At 34.8% G+C, this 26,582-nt stretch carries 20 protein-coding genes; 10 read left to right on the top strand and 10 right to left on the bottom strand.

Features of this window, described 5'->3' with window-relative positions:
- Position 1: 1 nt before the first annotated feature.
- Positions 2 to 862: a ChbG/HpnK family deacetylase gene (locus tag OQ292_RS36360; protein WP_284689062.1), complete on the bottom strand. Its 861-nt coding sequence runs from the start codon at positions 860 to 862 to the stop codon at positions 2 to 4.
- Between the two features lie 198 nt (positions 863 to 1,060).
- Between OQ292_RS36360 and OQ292_RS36355 the strand changes: the two genes are divergently transcribed.
- From OQ292_RS36355 to hflC, 8 genes are all read left to right on the top strand, one after another.
- Positions 1,061 to 4,366 (top strand): DUF1553 domain-containing protein, encoded by a 3,306-nt coding sequence (locus OQ292_RS36355; protein WP_284689061.1) that lies wholly within the window; start codon positions 1,061 to 1,063, stop codon positions 4,364 to 4,366.
- Between the two features lie 15 nt (positions 4,367 to 4,381).
- The gene (locus OQ292_RS36350) at positions 4,382 to 5,863 is read left to right on the top strand and encodes a DUF1501 domain-containing protein (RefSeq protein WP_284689060.1); all 1,482 of its coding nucleotides are present in this window, start codon (positions 4,382 to 4,384) and stop codon (positions 5,861 to 5,863) included.
- Positions 5,864 to 5,895: 32 nt separating this feature from the next.
- Positions 5,896 to 6,948, top strand: coding sequence for an NHL repeat-containing protein (locus OQ292_RS36345; RefSeq protein WP_284689059.1), 1,053 nt, complete (start codon positions 5,896 to 5,898; stop codon positions 6,946 to 6,948).
- A gap of 43 nt (positions 6,949 to 6,991) precedes the next feature.
- Complete coding sequence (locus tag OQ292_RS36340) at positions 6,992 to 8,392, top strand: c-type cytochrome domain-containing protein (protein ID WP_284689058.1); 1,401 nt, start codon at positions 6,992 to 6,994, stop codon at positions 8,390 to 8,392.
- 6 nt (positions 8,393 to 8,398) lie between these two features.
- Positions 8,399 to 8,971, top strand: a complete 573-nt coding sequence (locus OQ292_RS36335) for a Crp/Fnr family transcriptional regulator (RefSeq protein WP_284689057.1) — start codon at positions 8,399 to 8,401, stop codon at positions 8,969 to 8,971.
- Between the two features lie 24 nt (positions 8,972 to 8,995).
- Positions 8,996 to 9,628, top strand: coding sequence for a DinB family protein (locus OQ292_RS36330; protein WP_284689056.1), 633 nt, complete (start codon positions 8,996 to 8,998; stop codon positions 9,626 to 9,628).
- A 193-nt stretch (positions 9,629 to 9,821) separates the two neighbouring features.
- Positions 9,822 to 10,823, top strand: a complete 1,002-nt coding sequence (gene hflK, locus OQ292_RS36325) for an FtsH protease activity modulator HflK (RefSeq protein ID WP_284689055.1) — start codon at positions 9,822 to 9,824, stop codon at positions 10,821 to 10,823.
- A complete protein-coding gene (gene hflC / locus OQ292_RS36320) occupies positions 10,816 to 11,748 on the top strand; it encodes a protease modulator HflC (RefSeq protein WP_284689054.1) in 933 nt (310 codons plus the stop codon). Before hflK ends, hflC begins: the two co-directional genes overlap by 8 nt.
- A gap of 30 nt (positions 11,749 to 11,778) precedes the next feature.
- Here the strand turns inward: hflC and OQ292_RS36315 are convergent, their stop codons facing one another.
- The 6 genes from OQ292_RS36315 to OQ292_RS36290 form a co-directional block, all read right to left on the bottom strand.
- Entirely contained in the window at positions 11,779 to 12,669 is an 891-nt protein-coding gene (locus OQ292_RS36315; protein WP_284689053.1) for a PhzF family phenazine biosynthesis protein, read from the bottom strand.
- A gap of 278 nt (positions 12,670 to 12,947) precedes the next feature.
- The gene (locus OQ292_RS36310) at positions 12,948 to 14,555 is read right to left on the bottom strand and encodes a RagB/SusD family nutrient uptake outer membrane protein (RefSeq protein WP_284689052.1); all 1,608 of its coding nucleotides are present in this window, start codon (positions 14,553 to 14,555) and stop codon (positions 12,948 to 12,950) included.
- Positions 14,555 to 18,031 carry a SusC/RagA family TonB-linked outer membrane protein gene (locus OQ292_RS36305; RefSeq protein ID WP_284689051.1) on the bottom strand — a complete coding sequence of 1,159 codons (3,477 nt, stop codon included), beginning with the start codon at positions 18,029 to 18,031 and terminating at the stop codon, positions 14,555 to 14,557. The genes OQ292_RS36310 and OQ292_RS36305 overlap by 1 nt, the downstream gene beginning before the upstream one ends.
- A 126-nt stretch (positions 18,032 to 18,157) precedes the next feature.
- A complete protein-coding gene (locus OQ292_RS36300; RefSeq protein WP_284689050.1) occupies positions 18,158 to 19,150 on the bottom strand; it encodes a FecR family protein in 993 nt (330 codons plus the stop codon).
- Positions 19,151 to 19,209: 59 nt separating this feature from the next.
- Entirely contained in the window at positions 19,210 to 19,866 is a 657-nt protein-coding gene (locus tag OQ292_RS36295) for an RNA polymerase sigma factor (RefSeq protein WP_284689049.1), read from the bottom strand.
- An 89-nt stretch (positions 19,867 to 19,955) separates the two neighbouring features.
- Complete coding sequence (locus OQ292_RS36290) at positions 19,956 to 20,318, bottom strand: cupin domain-containing protein (RefSeq protein ID WP_284689048.1); 363 nt, start codon at positions 20,316 to 20,318, stop codon at positions 19,956 to 19,958.
- A gap of 58 nt (positions 20,319 to 20,376) precedes the next feature.
- Between OQ292_RS36290 and OQ292_RS36285 the strand changes: the two genes are divergently transcribed.
- Positions 20,377 to 21,567 (top strand): PQQ-dependent sugar dehydrogenase, encoded by a 1,191-nt coding sequence (locus tag OQ292_RS36285; RefSeq protein ID WP_284689047.1) that lies wholly within the window; start codon positions 20,377 to 20,379, stop codon positions 21,565 to 21,567.
- Between the two features lie 127 nt (positions 21,568 to 21,694).
- Complete coding sequence (locus tag OQ292_RS36280) at positions 21,695 to 22,540, top strand: lysophospholipid acyltransferase family protein (RefSeq protein WP_284689046.1); 846 nt, start codon at positions 21,695 to 21,697, stop codon at positions 22,538 to 22,540.
- Between the two features lie 46 nt (positions 22,541 to 22,586).
- Here the strand turns inward: OQ292_RS36280 and OQ292_RS36275 are convergent, their stop codons facing one another.
- The 3 genes from OQ292_RS36275 to OQ292_RS36265 form a co-directional block, all read right to left on the bottom strand.
- Positions 22,587 to 23,096 (bottom strand): hypothetical protein, encoded by a 510-nt coding sequence (locus OQ292_RS36275; protein WP_284689045.1) that lies wholly within the window; start codon positions 23,094 to 23,096, stop codon positions 22,587 to 22,589.
- 167 nt (positions 23,097 to 23,263) lie between these two features.
- Positions 23,264 to 24,661, bottom strand: a complete 1,398-nt coding sequence (locus tag OQ292_RS36270; protein ID WP_284689044.1) for a 3-keto-disaccharide hydrolase — start codon at positions 24,659 to 24,661, stop codon at positions 23,264 to 23,266.
- A gap of 205 nt (positions 24,662 to 24,866) precedes the next feature.
- Entirely contained in the window at positions 24,867 to 26,195 is a 1,329-nt protein-coding gene (locus OQ292_RS36265; protein WP_284689043.1) for a replication initiation protein, read from the bottom strand.
- Positions 26,196 to 26,582: the final 387 nt, after the last annotated feature.

Genomic DNA, 26,582 nt, shown 5'->3' with positions numbered 1-26,582 from the left:
ACTACTTCACTTCTTTTTTCAGGTCGGCGTAACTAATTAGTTTGATGCCTTTTTCTGCAATAACTTTTTTCACCTGCTCGCTCGTCCAGCAGGTGGTTACTCCTGCCCTATCGGTTGCTACATCGTTATAACCAATGTGGTTCACACCTCTTAATTCTTCCACATCATATCCCGGATGGTCTACAAACAAGTAAGTATTTCCCGCTTCCAGACCATTCAACATGGCAATAAAACTCTCAATTTTTTGCTCAGCCGTAGCTTTTTCGCCTTGGTAACTCGCACGCTTTACGCCCATATCCTCAGGAAAGATAGCTATACCATATTCATCAGCAAGTTTTTTACTTAAAGCCTTTACCTCTTCATCCATACCGGTACAACCCATGTGTGCAGTAAAATGAGAGATTCTTGGAATGTGTCGCATAGCAGTCTCAATTTGAGCGCGCAATTCCTTTTCAATATCTTCAATTTTCCAATCTGTACCTTTTATCGCCTGATCTTCACCATAATTTTTGTTAGGCCAGATCATCGGGAAAAAATAGCCATCTTCATCTGTAATAGAAGATTTTCCTGTTAGTGGTCTCCATTTTACATTAGACCATTCACTAGTTAAAGCAATATGTATCCCCACATCTAAATCTGGATTTTCGTTGCAAAGTTTTACTGCTTCTGGAAACCAAGGTACTGCTACCATAATTTCAACCGTAGTCATTATTCCATTTTTCCAGCAATCTACAATTGCGTGATTAGCTGCATGCGAAAAGCCCATATCATCACCACGAACAATCAGTTTTATATCCTGCTGCTGCGCGCAGGCACTTAAACCCCAAGCTAAAACCAGAATTACAGACAGTATCTTTCTCATTAGCTTATATTTTAATGATCTGGCAATTTACAATTTGCTCTACTAAAAGGTATCGGGTACTATCCTGAATTACTTAATAAACAGGCATAAATCCATACTAGCAAGTTAAAAAAACAGCTTCAAGCATAACAGCGTGCAAATGACGGATTTTTTTCATTAACTTTAGTAGATACGTACATTAACTAACATAACTAAGTAATGAAAATGAAAGGCTTTTTCCCTCAAAGGAGTCTAATTTGGGGAAGTAGTATTTTATATATTGGAATGATATTGTTGGCAATTATTTCTGAAAGTTGCCAAAAAGGTGAGGTTGAGTTCTCTCCTGAAATTACCAGCCGCCTACCTGAAAAAATAGATTATAACCTCCACGTAAAACCACTCTTATCTGATCGATGCTTTGCCTGCCACGGACCAGATAAAAACTCTCGAAAAGCAGATCTGAGATTAGATACCGAAGAAGGAGCCAGGATGGCAATGGGAGATGATAAAGATCACTATGCCATCGTAAAAGGAAAGCCACATAAGAGTGAAGTTTTTAATAGAATTTTTACGGATGATGCTGAATTGATGATGCCTCCACCAGAATCTAATTTGAAACTAGACGAATACGAAAAGGCATTAATTACCCGCTGGATCGAACAAGGTGCAGAGTACAAACCGCACTGGTCTTTTATTCCACCAGAAAAGGACAAACTACCTGAGGTACAAGAAAAAGAATGGGCACAAAACGAGATCGACAATTTTATTCTCGCAAATCTCGAAAAAGAAAACATTGCTCATGCACCAAAAGCCAGTAAAGAAACACTCATCCGCAGAGTCGCTTTTGACCTTACCGGATTGCCCCCAACATTAGAAGAAATCGATTCTTTTTTAGAAGATAAATCTGACAATGCTTATGAGAAAATGGTAGATCACTTTCTCGCATCTCCCCACTATGGAGAAAGATTAGCTACAGAATGGCTCGATATTGCCCGATATGCAGATTCTCATGGTTATCAAGATGATGGTATGCGGAATATGTGGCCTTGGCGAGATTGGGTTATTGAAAAGTTCAATCAAAATCTGCCAATGGATACTTTTATCACTTGGCAACTGGCAGGAGATTTACTACCGAACCCGAATAAAGAGCAATTGCTGGCTACGGGCTTTAACAGGAACCACATGCAAAGTCAAGAAGGTGGAATCGTTTCTGAAGAATATCGGGTAGAATATGTTGCAGATAGAACCCAGACTTTCGGCAAAGCATTTTTAGGTTTAACCATTGAATGTGCCCGCTGCCACGACCATAAATACGATCCAGTTTCTCAGGAAGAGTACTTCAAACTTTTCGGCTTTTTTAATAGTGTGAATGAGAGTGGGCAAATTCCTTATACTGGAGAAGCCAGTCCAACCTTGATTCTGAACAGTCCACAAGCAGAAGATTCTTTAGCAGCAATAAAAGCACATATTGCCACACTTGAGCAAGAACTCAATCCATCAAAAATTAGCTATCTAGATGGTTTTGAAAAATGGCTTTCCAGTGCCAAACAAAACATGTATAAAATTAAGTGGGAGGACGAAATTGGATCTTATTCTTTTGATGAAACATCGGGAGAAGAAAACAGAATGTTACTAAACAAAGCTGATAAAAAAGAACCTGCAAAATTAGCCGGTGCAATAGAAGATTTACCCATTCAAACCGAAGGTAAATCTGGAAAAGGGCTAGAGTTAAAAGGAGACAGCCACATTGATTTTGGAAGAAGAATTGGATTTTTTGAGAAGAATGAGCCTTTCTCAATTTCTTTATGGGTTAAAATCTTAAAAGAAGGTGTACATGGGCCAATTATCACTCGCTCTGGTGGTTTGATGAATGGCAATCGCGGTTTCGATTTATTGCTGAAGAAAAACGGTATACTCACAGCTAGCATCAATCATACATTTCCGGCAAATAGTATTGCAGTAGAAACCACAGATTCTTTAAAACCCAATGAGTGGTACCAACTCGCCATGACATGGGATGGTTCTGGTAGAGCAGAAGGATTTAAGCTTTATCATAATGGCAAAACACTTCCTACAAAAGTGATGGTAGACAATCTTGAAAGTAGCATTCTACATTATGGAAAGAAAAAAGAAAATTGGGGTGGAATGGGCAGCCTCAGCATTGGCAGACAAGCCGAAGAAACCCTGTCTGATGTAGTTGCAGATGAATGCCATGTATTTGCGAGAGAGCTTACTTTATTAGAAATTGAAAAATTATTCACTGGAGTTGAAGACACAAAAGACCCTTTAAAATCAATCCTTACAAAAGAAACCTTAAATACATCAGATAAAGACAAGCTGTATGCTTACTACTTACAACATTTCGATAAATCATATCAAAACAACTTAAAAGATTTAAAAGTATTAAGGGCAGAGCAAACCAGAATTTCTACCGATCAGCAGGAAGTGATGATTATGCGCGACCTGCCTAAACCTAGAAAAACGTATATACTCGATCGTGGTGCTTATGATTCTCCAACTACAGAAGTGCAACCCGGCACGCCTTCTTATGTATTAAATTATCCTGAAAACCTGCCTAAAAACAGATTAGGTTTAGTAAAATGGACTTTTAACCCAGAAAACCCATTGCCTGCCAGAGTTTTAATTAACCGCTACTGGCAAATGATTTTCGGCAAAGGTTTGGTGCCTACCTCAGACGATTTTGGCAACCAGGGAGATTTGCCAAAATACCCAGAACTGCTCGACTGGATGGCTGTAACTTTTAGAGAATCAGGCTGGGATTTAAAAGCTATGCTCAAATTGATGGTGATGTCGGCTACTTATCAGCAATCATCTTTCACCACAAAAGAGTTAAGAGAAAAAGATCCAGATAACCTTTTACTAGCTAGAGCACCGGCTTACAGAATGTCTGCCGAAATGGTAAGAGACAATGCCTTAAAAGCAAGTGGATTATTGAATGACACCATAGGAGGACCATCAGTAAAACCTTATCAACCGGCAGGTTTATGGAAACAATTAGCCACAAGAAATGCCACAGTATACATTCCCGATCATGGAAGTAAATTGTACAGAAGAAGTATGTACACCATTTGGAAGCGAACAACTCCTCCCCCATCTATGATCAGTTTTGATGCTGCCGAAAGGAATTTCTGTACCGTAAAAAGGCAAAAAACCAGTACTCCACTGCAATCTTTGGTGTTACTCAACGACCCTCAGTTTGTAGAAGCCAGCCGAATAATTGCCGAAAGAATGATGAAAGAAAGTGATGAAAAAATTGAAAACCAGATTCAACTCGGTTTTCGATTACTTACTGGCAGAAAAGCCGGTTCTGATGAAATGAGCATTTTAGCCAGGTTATACGAAGCAGAACTTGAAGCTTTTAAAAGCGGAGAAAGCAATGCCAATGAATTACTGGCAACTGGAGAAAAAGCAAGAGATAAATCACTAGATACTAACGAGCTAGCAGCACTTACTATGGTGGCAAGCACGCTCATGAATTTCGACGAAACAGTATTTAAGCGCTAAAGAAACTCAATAAATATGAAATCTGAACAAGACAATCTGCAAAAGAAAGTTGCTTCCAGAATGAACCGCAGGTATTTTCTGTCTAAAACCAGTTTGGGGATTGGTAGTGCTGCACTCGCATCATTATTAAAACCATTAGGCGGTTTTGCAGAAAATACTGGCTCAAACACTGGTTTGTCTGGTGGGGGTATTTTAGGCAAACCACATTTCACCCCAAAAGCAAAACGAGTGATTTATCTCTTCCAAAGTGGTGGACCATCGCAACTCGATTTATTCGACTACAAACCTATCTTGCAAAAACGAAATGGCGAAGAGTTACCGGGATCAGTTCGTGGCGAACAAAGATTAACAGGGATGACAGCCTTTCAGAAATCTTTCCCAATGGCAGGTGCTCAGTTTTCTTTTAAGCAACAAGGCAGCAATGGTATGTGGATGAGTGAACTAATGCCTTACACCAGTGAAATGGTGGATGATCTTTGCTTTGTGCGTTCATTGCATACCGAAGCTATCAATCATGACCCAGCAATTACCTTTTTTCAAACAGGTTCGCAACAAGCAGGCAGACCTTGTATTGGCTCTTGGCTTAGCTACGGCTTGGGCAGTGATAATGAAAACTTGCCATCATTTTGTGTGCTACTTTCAAGAGGTTTAGAAGGTGGTCAGCCTCTGTATTCTCGACTTTGGGGTAATGGTTTTCTTCCATCTTTGCATCAAGGAGTGCAATTTCGATCTGGTAAAGACCCAGTTTTATATCTCAACGATCCTGCTGGTATGAGCAAAACCAGTCGCAGAAGAATGTTAGATGCTTTGGGGGAATTGCACACTTTACAATATCAAAAAATTCTTGACCCAGAAATAGATTCTCGCATTGCCCAATACGAAATGGCTTACCATATGCAAACATCTGTTCCAGAAACTATGGATATCTCCAATGAGCCTGACTACATCTACGATATGTACGGAGAAGATTCGAGGAAACCGGGTTCTTTTGCGGCCAATTGCCTTCTTGCTAGAAGGTTGATTGAGAAAGATGTAAAGTTTGTTCAGCTCTACCATCAAGGTTGGGATCAGCATGGTAATTTGCCAAAAGACATTAAAGCCATGGCTAAAAGTACCGATCAGGCATCGGCTGCACTGGTAAAAGACTTAAAGCAAAGAGGTTTATTAGACGATACATTGGTGATTTGGGGCGGTGAATTTGGGCGTACGAATTACTCTCAAGGCAAGCTTACCAAAACTAATTATGGTCGCGATCATCACCCTAGATGTTTTACTGCTTGGATGGCCGGAGGCGGCACAAAAGCTGGCTTAGTCTATGGCTCTACAGATGAGTTTGGTTACAACATCGCAGAAAGCCCTGTGCATGTACATGACTTTCAAGCGACCTTAATGCATCTACTTGGGGTAGATCATGAAAAACTCACCTTTAAGCATCAAGGGAGAAGGTATCGATTAACAGATGTACACGGAGAAGTAGTAAAAGACATAATTGCCTAACATTCAAAATTTCAAATACTGAATTTAAAAATATGAAAATACTAACAAACAGAAGAAAAGTACTAAAAGGAGCTGCCGTAGTCGGAGCAGGTTTATTAGCATCACCAAGCTATTCTTTCAACATTTTAAAGAATAGAAAAAGTGATAGTAAAATTTTGGGGCATGGCAATATGCAATACAAAATTGATAAAGAATGGGGAACACAAGACCCATCAAAAATCCCTGTAAAAGACTGCCATGAAATGGTTCAGGATGCTAAGGGAAGGCTTATTCTCCTTACAAATGAGACTAAGAACAATGTATTGATTTACGATAAATCTGGCAAGGTACTTTCAACTTGGGGAGATGCTTTTCCCGGAGCACATGGTTTGACGCTTGCCAATGAAAATGATGAAGAATTTCTTTTTATAACCGATACCGATAGGCATCAAATATTTAAAACTACGATGGATGGCAAGGTTTTAATGAAACTAGATTATCCTCGTGAAACTGGTGTTTACGATTATCCGGGACAGTACAAACCAACAGAAATTGCAGTGGCACCTAACGGAGATTTTTATGTCGCTGATGGTTACGGACTCGACTATGTAATTCAATACAATGCGAAAGGTGAATACATTAGGCATTTTGCAGGCAAAGGAGATGGAGAAGATCAGGTTAAAAATGCTCACGGTGTCTGTGTTGATTCTCGTTCGGGAGAGCCTTGTTTGTTGGTTACATCTCGCCAAATGCAGGAGTTTAAAAGATACACGCTTGATGGAAAATACATCGAAACAATCAAAACCCCCGGCGCATGGATTTGCCGCCCTGTTATAGCCGGAGATTACTTATATTTTGCTGTTATTGTGAATAAATCGTGGGATTATTACGATGGCTTTGTGCTCATTATGGACAAAGATTACAAAGTAGTTTCTGCTCCGGGCGGCATTTCTCCTTCCTATTCTGGAAGTACTCTAAATGAATTGAAAACAGAAGGAACTTGGTTTATGAATCCGCATGATGTCTGTGTGGATGATGAAGGAAATCTGTATATTCCGCAATGGAATTCAGGCAAGACCTATCCTGTAAAACTCGAAAAAGTTTGAGGAAACTTAGATTCTGGCTTGTATAAATTTCTAATTTAAGAGTATGCTATTATACATTTTTACAGATATTGTTCTGTTTTTCGGGCGATTTCATCCTTTGGTAGTGCACCTACCTATTGGCTTTTTGTTGCTTGCTGGCATTATGGAGTTGGTTTCAAAAAAGCCTAAATATAAAGCTTTGCAAGATGCCATTCCTTTTACACTTTTACTTGGAGCCATCAGTGCTTTTGTGGCTTGTATGTTTGGCTTTATGCTTTCTACAGATGGAGGCTACAATATGGAAACGCTCAACTTACACCAGTGGATGGGAATTTTGCTCACCATAGCTGCGGCAACAGCCTATCTCATCAAAACTAATTTACTGGAACTTCCTCCCAAAGCTTACCTTGGTATATTGGTTACCACAATGGCTTTAATTGGAGTTACTGGGCATTTAGGGGGGAACCTAACACATGGTTCTACTTACCTCACGCAACATTTACCAGACCCTGTTAAAAAGATCGCGGGTATAGAAGTTCAGGAAGTGTATGAGAGAAGAGAGATTAAAAACTTAGACTCTGCACTGGTTTTTAATGATGTGATTTTGCCTATGATGAAAATGCGATGTACAAGCTGCCATAACGAAGATAAAATGAAGGGTGATTTATTACTCACTTCTTTTGATGGTATGATGAAAGGTGGTAAAGAAGGAAATACAATCGTTTCTGGTGACCCAATTAAGAGTGAATTGTATCACAGAATTACCCTTAGCCATTCTGATGATGACTTTATGCCTCCGGAAGGTAAAACTCCCCTAAGCGAAGATCAGGTTGAAATTATTAAGTGGTGGATTGAAAATGGAGCTGAGAATGAAAAGTTTATTTCGGAAGTTGATCTAACAGAAGAACAACGCAAACTAATAGCCATTGAAGTAGGTGTTGAGCCAGAGCAAGGTGCTACTGTTTTGCCTGCGACGAATGTTGCCAAAGCATCTGATGAAACTATTAACCAAGTAAGTAACAAAGGCTTTTATGTAGCGCAAATTGCCGAAGATGTGCCATTTGTAGATGTAAGAGGATATGCTGGAAAATTAGAGATAAATGAGCTTTTACAGATTAAAGAGCAAGTATTATGGCTCAATTTATCAGAAACAGGAATTACAGATGATGCACTGGAAGTAGTTGCACAACTGCCAAACTTAATGCGATTGAGAATTGAAAAGAATTCTATAACTGATGATGGACTTAAACACCTTGGAAATTTACAGTATTTAGAATACTTAAATCTATATGGAACACAAGTGACAGACAATGGCTTAAAGCATCTAGAACAACTAAGCAAACTAAAAAAATTATATCTTTGGCAAACATCTGTGAGTGATGAAGCAATTGAGCAATTGAAGACAAAATTGCCTAACTTAACTGTGATAAAAGGTACAATTGACACAGATGCGCAAAAGAGCTAAAAGCCTATGGAAGATGAACTTTCTCCAGCCAGATTACTGCATGCACTCTCACCTTTAAGTGAAGATTTAATACAACAACTTGACGAAAACTGGCAGCAAGAAAAGAAGCTTAACTCATATGAATTTCTTGTGAAAAAAGGGCAAAAAGAATCGTATTTGTACTTTATTAAAAGTGGTTCAATACGCATTTTTTATCCTGATGAGGCCAAAGAGATTTGTGTGGGTTTCGGCCATCCCGGAGAGTTGATCAGTTCTTTCCCTTCATTTATTAAGAATCTGCCTTCTACTTTTTGTATACAGGCACTTAGAAAAACTACGCTCACCAGAATAAGTCGAGAGAAGTTTTTTGAGCTGCTAAATGCAAATTACGATCTGGAAAAATGCTGGCGAATTTTATTGGAACAGGCTTTAATTGGTAGAATTGAACGAGAAGCCGAAATGCTAAACGGTAATCCAGAAGAAAGAATTAATAGATTATTAGAAAGGAGCCCTCATGTATTTCAGAATATTCCATTTAAGTACATTGCTTCTTATCTGGGAATGACTCCCGAAACGTTGAGCCGTAAACTCAATTCTTGATTTGAATCAAGGTGAGGTGCTAACATGCAGGCTAATTTTGAGAAAAAAGAAATCATGAATAAAAATTCTTATACTCAAGTTTACTCAAATATTAGTCAAAAAGACTTGCTCAAAATATTAAATGATCAGGTTGAAGAGCAACTCTATACGGTTAAAAATGAGTTTTTAGAACTTAGTGATGAAAGTCTATTAGCAAGACCAGAAGCTTCAAAATGGAACATTCTCGAATGTATTGAACATTTAAATCGATATTGTGCTTTTTACATTCCTCACATTGAAATTGTTACTAATCAAAATGAAAAATCAGGCAAAAACTTCCAATCTGGTTGGTTGGGAACAAAGTTTACTCAGATGATGTCTCCTGAAAATATCAAACCTCAAAAAACAGTCAAACATATGGATACAAGTGATGCTTTGGTTAACAAAAACACTTTGCTCGTTTTTATAGCTTGGCAACAACGCTTATTTAAGGCAATAAATGAGCTTAAAAATACCGACTTAAATAAGAGGAAAATTCCCGTTGAGTTTTTTAAAATGTTGAAATTAAAAACAGGAGATATTCTACAATTTTTAATAATGCATCAACAAAGACATATCCTTCAAGCCTTGGATAAAAAGGATAAACTGAAATCCAGTGAAGTTCAAATAAATATCTAGTTTAATTAGCCTTTAATATTGAAAGCCTGCAAAATAAGCAGGCTTTTATTTTTTCTATCAGCCAAGTACCTGTACCTTTCGATAATTCCTTCTTTTTGAACCTTACGTCTAAAAAAATCCGCTTTTATTAAAAAAAGAAATAAACAAATTGTATTTTTCTCAGAAGGAAGATGAGAACTTAAATACATACAAAATGTTTGAAAAATTTATTTACAAATTAAACTTACCTCCGGGTATAACAGCCTTTTTACAACGCACAAGACTCATCACGCTCATTTTAGCAATTATCATTACGCTGTGGAGCATGATTTTTCAGGTAGGAACTGAAGAAGTAGGTGTAATTACCCGATTTGGCAAATATGTTCGTACAGTTGAACCCGGACTTAATTTAAAAATTCCTTTTACTGAAGATGTGTATAAGGTACCCGTTGAAAGGCAGCAAAAACTGGAATTTGGATTCCGGACTGTTTCAGCTGGAGTCAATTCTGAATATACAAGACAAGGAGCCAAAGATGAATCGCTTATGCTTACTGGTGATCTCAACTTAGCCGATGTAGAGTGGGTAGTACAATATAGAATTGATAATGCTTATAATTATTTATTTAAAGTAAGAAACCCAGAAACTACTATGCGCGACATCTCTGAGGCAGCGATGAGACAAGTTGTTGGAGATAGAACAGTAAATGAAGTGCTTACTACTGGACGTACAGAAATAGGTGGAAAACTAGAAGAACTTATTCAAAATATTTGTAATGATTACAATATGGGGATAAAAATAGAACAAGTAGTTCTTCAAGATGTAAACCCACCAGACCCAGTAAAAGCCGCATTTAACGCAGTAAATGAAGCACAACAAGAAAAAGAGACTCTTATAAATCAGGCAAAATCTGAATACAATAAGGTTATTCCACGAGCTAGTGGACAAGCAGAAGAGACTATTCAAAAAGCAGAAGGTTATGCTACCGAAAGAGTTAACCGAGCAAAAGGGGAAGTTGCCCGCTTTAATGAATTATATAACGAATATATAAAAGCTACTGAAGTAACTAAAAGACGGATCTACTTGGAAACTATGTCTGAAATTCTACCACGTTTAGGCAATATTGTTATTACAGATCAGGAAGGCAACAATGTAGTTCCTCTTTTACAAATGGGATTAAAAAACTCTCAAAACTCAAATTCTCAGAGCAATGAATAAGATAGTTATCATAGTCGTGATATTACTACTTTTGATAATATCACAAAGCACATATATAATAGATGAAAAGCAACAGGCAGTTGTTACTCAATTTGGCCGGCCAGTTGGCGAAGCAATTACCACCCCAGGTATCAACTTTAAGATGCCTTTTATCCATAAAATAAATTACTTTGAAAAAAGGTATATGGAATGGGATGGCGATCCAAATCAAGTACCAACCAAGGACAAAAAATTTATTTTTGTAGATACTTATGCCAGATGGCAAATTACCGATCCTTTACAGTTTTTTAAACGACTTACCAATGAAAGAGGCGCTCAATCGCGTCTTGATGATATACTAGATGGTGAAACCAGAAATTTTATAGCAAATAATAATATTGAAGAGGCTGTAAGAAGTTCAAACAGAAAGCCTGTTGTACTTGATACACTCAGTGAAGTTTTTGGAGACTCTCTTCTCAGAATTGAAGTAGGTAGACAGCGAATTCAAGATTTAATTCTGGCATCTGCCAACAAGCAAACAACTGATTTAGGTATAGAAATTCTTGATTTTCGTTTTAAAAGAATCAATTATGTGGAAGAAGTTCGAAATCAGGTTTATGAGAGGATGAAAAGTGAGCGATTTAGAATTGCTGAAAAGTTCAGATCAGAAGGTTTAGGAGAGGCTTCACGTATAAATGGTGAAAAGGAACGAGAGTTAAAGAGTATTCAATCTGAAGCCTTTAGGCAAGCAGAAGAAATTCGTGGTAGAGCAGATGCAGAAGCCGCAAGCATTTACGCTGGTGCTTATGATAAATCTAACCAAGCTAGAGAGCTTTATAGTTTTATGAAATCTATGGAAACGCTCAAGCAAACCTTTAGTGAAAAAACTTCTGTAATTCTCTCAACAGATAGTGAACTTTACAAATATTTAAAAGATATGCGCTAAATATTAAGCCCCTTAAATGGGGCTTTTTCTTTAAATAAATAAAGTACCTTTCCCAACTAATACAGCTTCACCTCCAACAAAAACCTGATCTATTATGTGGTTTGTATGTGATATACTAACTCGAATACTGCTTGGTCTGCCCATTTCAAAGCCTTGCTCACATAATATATTCTCACCATTGCATAATCCATGTCTTACCAAATAACAGCCTAAAGGTCCAGAAGCACTTCCAGTTGCAGGGTCTTCTGTAATTCCCCAAAGTGGTGCAAACATTCTTCCTCTTGTATCTGCCTCGCTTTGAGTCTCATTAGTAAAAACATAAAATGCAGATGTGCCTAAGGTATTCTCATATTGTTGTAATAAGTCAACTCTGGGTTTTATGTTAGCTAACACAGCTAATGATTTAACTGGTACAAACACAAATGGATTACCACAAGAAATACATTGAATGGGTTTTCCTGGCATTAAATCGGAAAGATCAATTGAAAGTATTTCAGCAACTAACTCTCTTTTTTGAATAAGTCTTCCAAACTCAGGATTTGGTTGTTTCATTGTAATATGAACACATTTGCCAGCTTCCTTATCAAACGTTACTGGAATCTCACCTACTAACTGTTCTAGTTTTAAAACGTTTCCCTCCTTACAAGTTTTCTTAAGTTCATTTAAAAGTAAATGAGATGTTCCTATAGTAGGATGACCAGCAGTTGGTAACTCTTTACCTGGTGTAAAGATTCTCATTTTATAATCTCCAGTTTCAGTTTCGGGGGGATAAAGAAATACCGACTCTGGTAGATTAAGTTCCTTTGCGATTAGCTGTAATTTATTTTCAGGGATCTCATTAGCCTCAGCAAAAACTGCTAATTGATTCCCTCCAAATTTTTTATTGGTAAATACATCTAGTAAAAAATAATCCGCTTGCATAAGCTTTTAAAGCTGAAGTGATAATTAAAATTATTTAATTCCTTTGACTATAACAGTATGTAATACTTATAATTACTTCCCAAACCAATAAGTACAAAGACTTATAAATTCATACTCTAAATTTCCCATTTCAGTTTCTTCACTAAATAAGCCAATATATTGGTAAGTAATTTGAATTATATTCGTATAATAATAGTATAAAGAAAAAAAAGACCCAACTATAAGTTGGGCCTTTTCAGAAATTAACGCTAATTATCAATTGAAAACGGCTAGATCTTCTATAAACTGGATGTCAGATCAATTTCCCTTTGTGGAATTTTCCAAACAAAGGCATGATCATCAGGTGAGGTGGGAGCAACACCACGATCACCACCAGGTATTGATAATTTCGCAGAGCGAAGGTAGTCGAGTCGATCACCTTCAAATGAAAGCTCTTTAATTCTTTCTATATGAATTATATCTTCTGTGAGGTCAGCAGCAGCGACTGCATTTAGTCCTGCTCTTTCCCTCACAATGTTTAAATCATTTACTGCACCTGTTGTATTTCCTGTTCTATATCTTAATAACGCTCTGGTAAGATGCATTTCTGCCAATCTTAAAACAGGCACATTAGTTAGCAAACCTGTAGTTTTTCCCCTAAAGTATTTGTCACACCAAACAACTGGATCTGTTATCTGTCCATGAATTGTTTCATACTCACTAGGGTCTGCATTTTCATTACCATTATAGCCTTTCAGCCTTCTATATAATTGCTGAAATCTCTTATCAATTTTAGCCTCTTCTGTGAGTTCGAAGTTGCCATTTAAAGGATCTTCCATCCAACCAATTTGAGATAAAATGCTGTAACTAAAAGCAAATTGATTCCATGTTATACGTGTAAAACCATTTGGCCAAGTATCTCCACCATTTGTTGCATTATAGGATTGTAGTGTCATACTTGTTACTTCAAATGCATTTGCTCTGGCAACTGGGTCGTAAAACAGTGCATACCAAATAACTTCATTACCTCTTGTATTGTCGTCTCTGTTAAAGGCTTCTATTGGATCTTCAGATAAATCAAAATCACCTCCATTCTCGTCAATCACAAAATCGAGTTCTGTTAAAGCAGCCTCATAGTTATCCATCATAAAATAAACTTTGGCTAACATAGCAGATGCTGCAAACTTATTGGCTCTACCATAAGCATATGATGCGTGATGTTTTGTTGCCTCAAACCTTTCTGGTAATAGTTCTTTAGCAATTGTAAAGTCATCAATTAATTGAGCATAGATATTTTCTACAGTTCCAATTTCAGGTGACTTTATAGCATCTAATGTTTCATCAAAAGTTATTTTTAGAGGCAAATACTCTACATCATTTTCCCCTCCATTATATATGGGTAGAAATACTGTAGATAACATCCAATAAGCAAAGCCCCTCATAAAATGAAGCTCTCCTTCAATTCTTCTTAAATTATTTTCTTCATCTGCTGAAGAAAGGTTATCAAATGGTTGTCCACCATTATCAGCAATAAATTGAAGACCAGCATTGGCAATATTTATTACCCTATAAGAAGATCTAAACAGACTCAAAGTCTTAGATATTTCTAAATCAGAACTTCTCAAATACATTTCATTAAAAGGAATGTCTCCGGTTGTTCCTGGTAATAATTGAACAACATCTGACTGTACCGTTTTTAACAAAGCAGGACAACCAATTAAATTATCCCAAGAACTTCTTACAAATGCAGCCCAATATGTTCCTGTAGCAGCCTCCTCGAATTCTTCTATATCTGCCCACTCAGCTTCTGGTTCGCTCTCTAAAGCAAAAAAACTATCCTGATTACAGCTTAATAAGCATATTGTCAATACAATATAAAATGGTGATATGTAAAGAATCTTCTTCATTAGAATGCTGCTGATATACTCAAATTAAAAGATTTAGCATTGGGGAAAGGTGTTTGTCTAAAATATGAAGGAGACAAGTTATTTAACTGAGCATCTCCATTAATGATAGTTGATTCTGGGTCTAAGCCTTTATATCCAGTAAACGTCAATAGATTTTGTGCAGAAACGGCAATGTTTAATGTGTTAAAATTGATTTTGTTTAGGATCGATCTAGGTATATCATAACTTAAGGTAATATTCCTTAACCTCATAAAATCACCTTTTTGTAGATATCTATCAGTAAAATAACTTAGATTATTATAGTTTCCTGTAGTATTTATCCAAGTCTCATTATCAGAATCCCAATCCCACTCATAATTATAATCCCACTTTAACTCTGGGTATTCAGCATTTTGAACATTAGGTCTCCATGATTTTTCATATAGATCAGAAAATACATTAATGTAACCTTGAGATGGATAGTGCGACTTATGATATTGATAGTCAAATATATAATACCCTCCGACAAAACTTAACAATATGTCTAATGTAAATCTCTTAAAATATATTTGAGTAGATACACCTCCAAAAAAATCAGGATTTCCTGTTTTTGATTTGTTATAAATTCTATTTGCGACAATATTTGAACTAGTAGCAGGGATTAGATTTCCAGTAGGTACAGTTCTCCCTTCATTGTTATAGATATCTTGATCTATTTCATAAATCATTTCTACTCCTTTATCAAGATCAATTCCAGCATATCTAGCCAAGTAGTATGATCCGATACTTCCACCCTGTTTTGTTAAAGTAACATTTCTTGATGTTACTCCTTGACCACTCGCATCCACACTAGAATGCAGTTCTAATACTTTATTTTTAAGATATGTAGCGTTAAAACCAACTTTCCATCTAAAATTGTTATTATATATTATATAACCTTCTAGATCCACTTCAATACCCTTATTATTCAATTTACCTGCATTATCCCAAATAACAGGATCTGCCCCATCTAGTGTAGAAGAATATGGGAGAGGAACTTCAAGTAATAAGTTGTTAACCTTCTTATTAAAATAAGTAATTTCTCCAATGTACTTGTTTTCAAGAAAACCAAACTCAAAACCAATATTATAGTTTATTGTTCTTTCCCATGTCAAATCTTTGGCGCCAATATTTTCAATTGATGTCGCTCCAGAAATTAAATCTCTTTCACCATATCTTCTACTATTTAAATAAGTAGTTTGAAACAGGTTGTCAGATATATCTTGATTACCGGTTTCTCCAATACTAGCTTTTATTTTTAGTAAATTGATGAATGTGCTGTTGAAGAAAATTTCTTCTGACAGAATCCATCCTGCCGATACAGAGGCAAAATCCGTCCACCTATTTTCGGGTAAAAATGCAGACGAACCATCTATCCTATAACTAACACTTGTATAATACTTATTATTAAAAGAATAGTTTATTCGATTAAGATAAGACATTAAATATCTCTCACCAGTAATACCTGAATTTACATAAATTGAAGCATTCTTATCACTTATTTCTTTGCTGTTACCTTTAATATTTTCAGCTAAAATAAAGTTTGTTTTTTCTGAATTTCTTTGTGCCTCAACACCAGTAGTTATTTCAAAATTATGTTTGCCAAAATCTTTGTGATACTTAGTAAGGAAATTATAATTTAAAATACTTGAGGTTACTGCTTGATCACTTGCGAAAGTTCCTGACCTACTAATAGTTTCACTCACCCAAAATTCACTATTATTTTGTAATATATCAGTTGAGAATATTCCGTCAAAAGATAATCCTTTTACAAAGGGGAAATTATAACTAAATGAAATGCTATTGATATTTCTATATTGCTTTACTTCATCATTAAAATTTTCAGTATCTGCAGCAGCTAATATATTTGCACCAGATAATGGATTCCAATAATCTGCATTTTCATTATAAACAGGATACCAAGGTAGACTTTCTACAATAGCTTGGGAGAAACCACCTCTTAAATTATCATCAAAAATACCCGCTACTGTATTAATTGATCTATTATTTACAGTACTAACAAATACATTTCTTAACCTAAGTGTTAAATTTTTATGAGGATATAAACTAATATTAGTTCTTAGCGAGAATCTTTTAAATCTATTTGGTTTATAAATACCACTTTCTTTTCTATAATTACCAGACACATAGAAATTACTTTTTTCAGTTGCTTGTTTATAAGATAGTTGTATTTCATCAGTTTTACCTGTTTCAAGTACATAATCAAACCAATCATTATTGATTAACAGAGCTTCTTCTCTTGATAATTCATCAAGTGGATCGTCAATAAAAACACTAGTATTAATTGAAGGTGAAAATGGCGATAAGTTAGTATTTTCCCTTGCTTCATCTATAATATTAAACCACTGTTCTGTATTTGCTAAACCTAGCTTTTTTACAGATCTAACAGGCATTGAAACTCCAGTATTATAAGTAAACTCAAATCCTGGTTTACCCGATAAACCTGATTTGGTAGTAATTATCATAATTCCATTTGAGGCTCTGGAACCATATATAGAGGTAGAAGCAGCATCTTTTAATACCTCAATAGATTCAATGTCATATGAACTAATTAAAGATAATGGATTTTGAGGTTCAGAATATAAGGACCTTTCTAAGCCTAGTGGACTATTATATAAAGGGGCACCATCTAATATTATCAGAGGGTTACTACTTGCTGAAATTGAGCTCAAACCTCTAATTAATAGTTTTACAGGTGCTGCTGAACTTCCACTACTATTCATCACCTGTAATCCAGAAATTAAACCTTGTAGTTTCTGATCAAAACTTGTCGTATTGAAGGTCTTAAATTCCGCCGCAGTCAATTTTTCGACACTACCTGTTAACTCTCTTTTTGTTTGCCTTCCATACGCAATAACAAGAATTTCTTCAAGATTTTCAAACTGATTATCTAGATATATAAAAGAGTTATTTTGAACTTCCTCAAAAGTTAATTGTTGAGCTTTATATCCAATATGACTAATTTCTAAAATATCACTTTTCTCTAATGATATTTTGAATGCACCTTTTGAATCTGTTGCAATACCTTTCTTGGTATCTTTTATTAAAATATTTACACCAACTAAAGGAGTATAAGTATCAGAAGAAAAAATTCGACCTTTTACTGTAAATAATTCTGGAGCTTTATCTACAAGTATTTTGTCTCCTTTAATAATAAAAACTAGATTATAATCAGCCTCTAGTTGATCTAATACACTATTTATATCAGTATTAGCTACATTTAAAGAAAAAAGCATAGCATTATCAATCACATTTTGAGTATAAAAAAAACTATACCCACTCTGCGACTCAATTTCCGCCTTCAGTTCCTCAAAACTAACTTTTTTCAATTGTAGCGTTATAAAATTACTTTTATCTTGAGCATTAGACATACTAACACTCGCGATTGATAATATTTGTATCAAACTCACATACACTAAAAACCTCTCCCTTCCCATAGATTAATTTTGATTAAATCTCTCTTATTGTTTATTTTGGGAAAAAGAGGTCTACTACCCTTTTTATTTTAAAAACACGGTTTAATATTTACTCCCGACCAAAGGCTAATTATTAACCGTGTTTCTTTAATTGATAATTATTAGATTCTTATCTTTTAGCTTATAATTAAAATCATAGTAATACTTTAGTACCTCCAAAACATCACTTACTTTATCACTCTTTTTAAATGAGCCAACAAAAGCTTTATCATAATCAATATCTTTATTGGTAATTTTAAACTTCACATTAAAATGGCGTTCTATTTTTTGAACTATTGCATCGAACTTATCTCCATCGAATACTAATACTCCATCTATCCATTTTACCATCTCAGGATTACTATCTTTTTTAATTAATACTTCAGACTCAACATTTAATGATGCACTTTCTCCTTTTACCAAAGATATTTCTTGCTGACTCTTATAAGTAGTAAGCTTTACCTTACCGGTATAGACAGATACATTTTGTAATGTGCTTTCTTTGTATGCATAAATATTAAATGAAGTACCTAAGACCTTCACAGAGAAATTTTCGGTTTGGACTATAAATGGCTTAGCTGCATTATGAGCTACTTCAAAAAAAGCCTCTCCAAATAATTTCACTTGTCTTGTTCTACCATCAAATTCATTAGGAAATTCAATTCGACTATTGTTGTTCAATTTAACAATAGTATTGTCAGGTAACTTTACTTCTTTTAGTTGGCTGTTAACAGTAGATACTGTTTGATAAGTAAGTTGTGTTTGGACTTGGTTATTCTGAGATTCAGATACTTGAAAATAAACGAAATAACCTGAAAATAAAACAAAAACTATAACTGCAGCCCAAGATATTATTTTTCTACTTTGTAGAAGTATTGTTTTGGGCTGATTTTTTTCGAGTTTATCTGTTAATTCTATCCAAGCCTTTGCCTTTTCATTGTTTAGCTTCGCTGAATCTTTCGTCCAATTTTTCTTAAATTGTTTGTAATAAAATTGATTGGATTCACTTTGAAGAAGCCATCTCTCAAGCAATAAATTCTCTTCTGTTGAAGATTCTTTATTTAAGCTTTTTAAAATGATATTTAATATTTCGTCTGTCATATATAAAATTGAGATAACCTCTTATAAATAAGACGAAAGTCAAACCAAAATACCCTACCCTATTTTGAAAATAAATATAAAAAAACTTGATGAACCAGTACTATAATACTGATAATCAAACTTTTATTTTTAATAGAGTTTTTCTTAGGAGGCTTATTAAAAAAATCGCAATTGTTATCAATCAAAAACTTAAAGCCCTCTCGCATGTGTTTTTCAACTGTTTTTTCAGAAATATTTAGAATTTTAGCAACTTCTTTATATTTCTTCCCAGAAAACTTAACCAAATAAAAAACTGCTCGCCTTTTTTCTGGCATTTTTTCTATCAATGCGTTAAGAGAGTTATGCATCTCTTGATATAGATATACATCTTCTGGATTTTCTGCTAATGGGTTATCTTTTTCAGAAACTGTTGAAAGGTTTATATTTATGGTATGCTTCTTATTCTTTCTTTGAATATCAATTGCCTGATTTCTTACTGCCTTTCTTAGGTAAGCCTTTACATCTGTTATATTAAAAATTTCTTTTTTACCTTCCCAAATTTTAAGCATTACTTCGTTTACTGCTTCTCTGGCAAATTGATCTGATTCTACTATATGGAGAGCTATTGCGTGTAATTCAACATAAAATATATTAAAAAAAGATTCAAAACTTTTCTTATCTCGTTTTAAAGCAATTTTCTCAATTAGTGAATCGATATGTTGTTTATCATTACTCATTCCATTAATACAGTATTTTCTCTACTGCATGTGGTTGAATGTTTTATTGTTGAATGTTAGATTAATTAGACACTTAAGTTATTAAATCACTAAATCCACTCTTGGCTATTATTAGTTTTATCAACTATTACTTCACCAGTGTGTAATGTATCTTTTGGTTCAAATAACAGAACCTGTACTTCTTCACCTTTTGTTTCAGGTTTATGTTCAACTCCTTTTGGCACAATCAATATCTCACCTTCTTTTACAACAGTAATTTTCTCCTTAAAATGCATATACAACACTCCTTTAATCACCATAAACAACTCATCCTCACCTTTATGACTATGCCATACAAAATCATCCTTCAACTTAGCTAACTTTACATACTGGCCGTTTAGTTCACCAATTATTCCAGGGCTCCAAAAGTTCTTTATCTTAGAAAATTTATCATTAATATTAATTGCATCCATAATTATTATCTTTACAAAACTAATATATACTCACCTGTTTTTTTAATTATTTACTCAAATGAAGATAAACAGAAATACTCTGATTATTTTTTTTCTAGCTTCTTTTTTCGCCTGCAGTCAGGAAGAAAGCGTAATTAGCTCAGAAGAAAACACACTCACTTATTTTGATGTTCCCTCAGACAGCGCTGCTGTAACCAACTCAGAAAAACTGGATTACATAGCTGATACAGTCGCAACTGAACTTGAAAACCCATGGGGAATGGCTTTTTTACCCAATGGCTCTATGCTAATTACCGAAAGACCTGGTAGATTACGAATGGTCAAAGATGGTAAATTACTTCCAAAAGAAATTACTGGTTTACCTGAAGTGTTTGCTGAAGGCCAAGGTGGATTATTGGATATTGAGTTACACCCAGACTTTGAAAATAACAGCTTACTTTACCTTTCTTATTCTGCAAAGGGCGAAGGTGGTAGTAATACTGCTGTTATGCGTGCTAAACTTGAAGGGAATGCTCTTACAAACCAAGAAGTTATTTTTCAAGCAACTCCATTCACTGAAAAAAACTATCACTTCGGTAGCAGAATTAAATTCGATAATGACGGATACATGTATATAACTGTTGGAGACAGAGGTGAAAGAGATACAAACCCTCAATCTATCGAAAACTTTTGTGGTAAAGTTCACAGATTATATGACGATGGTAAAATACCAGAAGATAATCCATTTGTAAATGAAGAAGGAGCAGTTGCTTCCATTTATTCTTATGGACACAGAAACCTACAAGGACTAGCCAAACACCCTGTAACTGGCGAAATTTGGGAACACGAACATGGCCCTCAAGGTGGCGATGAAGTAAATATTATTAAAGCCGGTGCCAATTATGGCTGGCCTGTAATCTCGTATGGTATTAACTACGATAACACCATTCTTACTGAAGATACAGCAAAAGCTGGTATGGAACAACCTATGCATTACTGGGATCCATCAATTGCTCCTTGTGGTATGGCATTCGTAACTAGCGAGAAATATCCTCATTGGAAAAACAACCTACTTGTTGGGTCACTAAAATTCCGCTATTTAGCTAGATGCGAAGTACAAGATGGCAAAGTAGTTCACGAAGAAAAAATATTAGATACCATGGGTAGAGTTAGAGCTGTTGAACAAGCTCCTGATGGATATATCTATGTTGCTATGGAAAGCCCTGGATTATTAGTAAGAATCTTTCCATCGAAAAAAGCAGATCAATAAAGATATTTTTATCCTTCTTTTAGATGCTTACAGGAATTCTCTTGTAAGCATTTTTTATTTTTTTATGGGCTAATGTTTTAATCAGTCTATCTTTGGCAGTCCAAACTAGTTTTGATTAATTAAAATTATGTTCTTAGTAAAATTATTATCACGACTACCAATGCCAATACTTTATGCTTTTGCAGACTTCTTGTTCGTTTTAGCATATTATATAGTAGGCTACAGAAAAAAGGTAGTGATGACCAACTTAAAAAACTCTTTTCCTGAAAAAAATGAATTAGAGTTAAAACAAATATCTAAAGGGTTTTATAAGCATCTATCCAATTTCGCAGTTGAGGTATTAAAGTCATTTACGATCTCAGCAGAAGAGATTAACAAAAGAATTAAATTTGTAAATATAGAAGTAGTTGAAGATCATTATAAAACAGAAAAATCGCTACTTGTACTTGCAACACACCAATTTAACTGGGAATGGGCGCTACTGGCAGGCTGCTTACAATTACCCTATCCAGTAGATGTTATTTACCAAAAACTATCTAATGATAATTTAGATGACTTAATGTTTAAAACTCGCTCCAAATTTGGCGGAACCCCCATTAAGAAAGGAGATGCTTTACGAGAAATTATTAGAAGAAGTAGGCAAAAAAGGCTTATTGTAATTAATGGAGATCAAACACCTCCAGGCAGGGTTAAATCTGATATTTATTGGGCCGAATTTTTACATCAGGATACTCCATTCTACAAGGGACCGGGAATTATTCCAGCGAAAACAAATATTCCTGTACTGTTCCTAAAAATTACCTCACCGAAAAGAGGATTTTATGAAGTCGAATTTAAAACACTCGGTGAGCCTCCTTACGAAAAAGATACCACAGAAATTCTAGATAGATATATTACAGAAACCGAAAATCAGATAAAAGAAAACCCATCTTACTGGCTTTGGTCTCACAAAAGATGGAAAAGAAAAAGATAAAAAAATGCCAGATTATTCTGGCATTATATTTTTATAAAGAAGCTGCTTAACTAGCAAGCTCTTCTTGTAAGGCTTTTTTATGCTCCTCTAATTCAGTTTTAAGAGCAGTACATTTTTCTTTAATTGATGAGCACTCAGCTTCAAAAGAAGCTATCTTCTCTGTATAACTTGTTATTTTAGATTCGTATTTCTCTAGCTTTTTTAAAGACTTAGCAATTTCCTCTTTAATTGCTTTTTCTTTTTTTAGAGATTTATCGAGTAGTTTAATTTTCTTTTTTAATGACTTCTTGTCTCCCTCTGTTATAGCAGTTATAAGTGCCTTTGCCATATCTTCCAAAGAAGTCTCAGGAGTCGTTTCTACTTTTTTCTCGATTACTTTTTCTTCAACAGTTTCTTCAGCTTTAGGAGTTTCTGTCTGTACTTCTTTTACTTTGCTAACTGGTACTTTTTTAGCATCGCTGGCTGCAGTAGTTTTACGTTTAGTTGTTCTTCTCTTTCTAATTGTTGGGGCTTTTTTATTTTCTTCTTTTACCTCAGGTTTTTGGGTTTCATCCATTTTATTTGAATTTAATGTTAACTAAATGTGAATTTAATTAATACTGAATTAACATTAAAGCAAATAGACAGGTTTCGGTAAAAACTTAACATTGGACTTTTATAGCATAAAAAAGAAAGGCTGTCTCGATTGAAACAGCCTTTTAAATATTATTTATGAGGTTTTACTTAAAACTCTCTAATTTTTACACTTCTATAACTAACTGTATTTCCGTGGTCTTGTAATAAAATTGGCCCTTCTGGATACTCTCCAAAGTTTTCCCAATCTTTGTATTTGCTATATGCAACCAAAGCTCTAAAAATCTGGCTACCTCTCTCAAACTCTACAACTTTTTCATTGTTTAACCAGTGTTCAACATGGTTCCCTTTTACAACAATTCTAGCTTTATTCCAGCTTCCAACTCCTCTAAACGTTTTTCCTTTACCTGGTACTGATAGATTATCTGCACGAATTAAATCATATAAAGAACCTAATGTTCTGTTTCCTGATACACCTTTTTTTGCATCTGGGTGTTTTCTATCATCTAAAATCTGAAACTCTAAGCCAATTGCAGAACCAGTACCTTTATTTAAAGTAGGATCTACAAAATACTTAACACCACTGTTTGCCCCTTCTGTAATTTTAAATTCAAGTTCTAATTCAAATGAGCTAAACTGATCTGTTGTAATAATATCTCCCGGGCCGGTTGATTCACCACCATCTGTAGCTAAGATTGTTAATTCACCGTCTTTCATCTCCCAACCAGATTCTGGAAACTCATCTAGTTTTGCTCCTCTCCAACCTTCACTGTCTTTACCATTCCATAGAAGTCTCCAACCTTCTCTAGCTTCTTTTTCTGTTAACTCATTTTTCAAATAGCTAACTTCATCTACATCTGGATCTGGTTTCCATCTGTTTGCTTCTAAATCTTCTGTTAAAACTCTAATGTTCTTCCAGCGTACTTCAGTACCTTCTTGTTCTGGTTGCCCAATAGCATGCACTTGTAAAGCAATAAAACCTTCGCTGGTAACATCATCTACCAAATTAGTACACATTACGCCATTAACCCAAGTTCTAATTTTATTACCAATACACTCAATATGATAGGTATTCCACTCACCAGTTCTAAAAGATTTACGACCTTTATCATTTCTAGATAATGGGTATAACCAACCTCTTCTTGCCTCGTCGTACAAACCACCACTATAAGCTCTTGTACTTGGGTCAATTTCTACTTGGTAGCCATGTACCCTTCCATTGTTGTAAGATTCCATTGAGTTACTTCTTACTTGTATTCCTGAGTTCAAGCGATTGTCTACCATCACATCTACCTCAAAAATAAAATCGGAGTACATCTTCTCTGTAGCTAAAAAAGTATTAGGAGTATTCAATTTGGATATACCAACAATGGCATCACCTTCAATTTTATACTCTGCATCTCCATTAAGTTTTTTCCAGCCTTTTAGGTCTTTTCCATTAAACAATTTTTGCCAATTGGGTGCTGGGTTATCAGCTAAGGTGTTGTTTACTACAAACAGGTAAACCAAAAGGCTTAATACTGCCTGTAGAAGTGTAGTTTTTTTCATTTGTTTTTCAATTTAGATTTACAGTTATTAATCTGATTTTCATTAATTGGTTAAAACAAATATATCCATAAAAAAGGCGATAAATGGAGAATAATGTCTTAAACTAAAGGGAATGTGCAGATTTTTAAACTGAAAAGGCATTTTTTTTATCTGGATAGAAAAAATGCCTTATTATTTTTTTTATGACAGATTTAAGGGGAAGTGTCTAAAATAAAGAATTTTGCTTTCCAACAATTTTATAAGTGTCTCCGTCTGTTTTCTTTAAATGATAGCCTTTTTGCTCTTTCATCCAGTTAATAAAACTTTCATCAAAATCTGGTGCTAGATGGCTACCCAACCAAGTATCAAAATCAGGATGGTTTAAATCTAGTTTGCCTTCATTAAAAAACTTACTCTTTAAAAAAGGTATTCTTCTGGCATAAGATTCAAAACGTTTCACATCTTCAGGAGTAGCGTTCTGAACAAGTTTTTCGTAAGTAGTTTTTCTTAACTCTTCAAACTCTTTTTTATATTTTTCAACAATTTCTACTTCTTGTACAAACTGTACATCATTAGATGGCTTTTTATGTGATTTCCCATTTTTATCATTTCCATTATTATCGCTTAAAGGATGCATCTGTATAGTTACCTCCTTTTTAAGCAAAGCCATTAAATATGCCGCTGGGTTTTCTACTTGACCAGCACTAAAACGCTCTCTTGTATATTCTATAATCTCCCAAAGTTTTTCGCTAGCATATTTAGCTAAACAATCTTCGATCTGTCTGTGGGTCAATCCCATTTCCATCAGAATTTTTTCCAATGTTTCGGTATCAGATATGCTCGTTTCAAATTCATCTAACAACTCCTCATCTCGCTTTTTCAACTGAGATTTTATGTGGAATAAAATTGCACAAACCTTTCTGCCTCTTTTTTTCTCTCTAAATGTGAAAGTGATGTCACAATTTGCTTTAAGTTCTTTTTGAGAGCTTATCAAAACACGCTTCTTAAAATCTGCATACAACTTATATTTGTTGTCTACACCAAGAATCTTCTTAAGCTCTTTTAATTCAAACTCACGCGTGCCAATTCGGTGATACTGTTTTAAAAGCTGGTAAATCTGCACAGCATATACACTATTTAAATGGAGAGTATTTCTAATATCATATGCTGTAAACTTTTCCTTTAATTGTAATAGGTATGGTCTAAGATGTGGATGAAAAACAACTTCTACATACGATTTGCCTTTAGGAAAATCGACTGAGTGAAAAATGTTTCTTTGCTTCAAGCCTTCATCATCATCAAAAATCTCGATAACGTGTTTCATCATCGATTTTGTGACTTCTCTGGCTCTCTGGTACTCGTTTTTGTTATTAGTACCAATGTCTTTCACAAAATCGTTCAGATATACTTTTTGCTTGCTAAATTCACTTTGTCCTCTATCTAACTGTGCCACCAAAATCTCAAGAAATCTCAATTGAGTAAGAGTCAATCCATTTAAGTGTGCATTGATTAACTTATTACTCTTTACAATAAGGTGTGGGTTAGAAGTTGACATAGTTTCATTCTTATTTTTTCGAATATAGGGGTTAATATGACACTATAGTAGACTCAGTCATAAAATTGACCTTACTTTTGTCATATTAGCTGTAATTATCCCTTATCTTTGTCATATTAGATCCACCTCCTTTTCCCATATTTAACTGTGAATTGTTTACAAAAAATTATAACTAATTGATTACCAGTAGATATACATCAACAAGTAATAAAAATATAAGATTCAACGCTTGTAAGTTTTCTAAAATGAGACATGAACAATGATTTACTTAAATGAAGTTTAAAAATGACATTATTAAGTCACTTATTTTATTAAATCATAATAATGTGAGTCTACATGATGTAAACACCTTATATATGTCATACTTAAGCTTTAAATACCTCCATT

The organism is Chondrinema litorale, assembly GCF_026250525.1.
GTDB lineage: Bacteria > Bacteroidota > Bacteroidia > Cytophagales > Flammeovirgaceae > Chondrinema > Chondrinema litorale.
Note: the sequence above shows the minus strand (reverse complement) of the source record. Positions and strands in the feature narration are given on the sequence as shown.